Below are 1234 nucleotides of genomic sequence, written 5' to 3'. Positions count from 1 at the left end.
AGGGTTTCGTCGAAATCGTTAATATCGAAGACTAAATTGCGTTCGGGGGTGGCAAAAAATCCGAAGTTCAAGAGGTGGCAATCCCCGCAGGCCTGCACGATAATGTCGGTTTTGGGAGTGGTGGCCAGATCGTAGGCCATCAAAGCAGCGGAACCGCGCAGGAAGGTAAAGGGACTCCGCAACATTCGTCCGTAGCGGATAGGAATCAATTCCTGTAATCGCCCTCGATTTGATGCTTCGATGATCTCGATCGGCTCTCGACCAGCTGCGGGGGGTTGCCAGATAGCGTGGCGAGAACGCGGCAATCGCTCCCGGAGGGATTTACCGATCTGGATGCGTTCCTCCCGTGAACGGAATCGAGCTTGAGAGGGTGACCGGATCGGGGTTTCTATTTGGTGGTTCATAGCGACTTTTTCCCCTGAATGAGATTACATCCCTTGCTGTTAGATGACTAAATGAATACAAGCAATAGGAAATAGATAAGTTAAGACTGATGGTTCCCCTTCTTGGATAACTTTCTGATCTTTCCTCCTGTAGAGATAGCTTCTGATGCTCGGTTCAACAATTAATCTTCACTCGCCTCTTATCCGGGGAAGATCAACATTATCGATGATACATTTTTTTCTGGAATGGCTATCTCTTAAATTTGCTTAACTTTTAGCCCAATGGTTGCCCTACTATTTCGATTATATCTTGCTCAAAAATTGCTGGCGGAATGCTCGTAACAAAATTTTATCTAATGGTCAGCCTTCAGCCAGGGGCTAAAATCTCGCTCTTTTGTCGGGAAAAGGGGGGTATATTTCAGGTTAAAGGTGAAAATTTCCCCCTTGCCCGACTTCTGTAAGAAGTTTTCTGTTTATTTTTTTGGGTGATGATTTGGTAGTAAGCTAAGACGTATTTAAACCGCTTATTCTTAATGATCAGCCGAATCTCTCTCAATCCCTTTACTGTTGCCTCTTGCCTGATCTCAACAAGCAATTTAAATTATGAACAGCTTATTAGTTTAGGTCTGTGAACCGAGAATTTACCCCTAGATTGTCTAGAAATGAGCGGTGAAAGTGTCAATCTTGAGCAGGGGATGATGGGGGTGAGTTACGTTGACATCCTCGCCGCCCTAAAAGTGCGGCGATTCCTAAACCTCACGATTTAAGTTTCTGCTTCCACCACCGTCGCATACCACAGTTAAAAAACCATGTACTGTCTTACACAGAGTCCACAGACTTTCGCCCCATTT

Annotated in this window: 1 protein-coding gene; it reads right to left on the bottom strand. The window is 45.3% G+C overall.

Annotation, left to right across the window (positions count from 1 at the left end; translation table 11 throughout):
* Nucleotides 1-404 (bottom strand): DUF2252 family protein (locus PX482_RS10990; RefSeq protein ID WP_288122439.1); only part of this gene is annotated, 404 nt, incomplete at its 3' end.
* Nucleotides 405-1234 lie beyond the last annotated feature (830 nt).

This window comes from Microcystis sp. M53602_WE12 (assembly GCF_030065455.1).
Taxonomy (GTDB): domain Bacteria; phylum Cyanobacteriota; class Cyanobacteriia; order Cyanobacteriales; family Microcystaceae; genus Microcystis; species Microcystis aeruginosa.
This window is presented reverse-complemented; position numbering and strand designations above follow the sequence as displayed.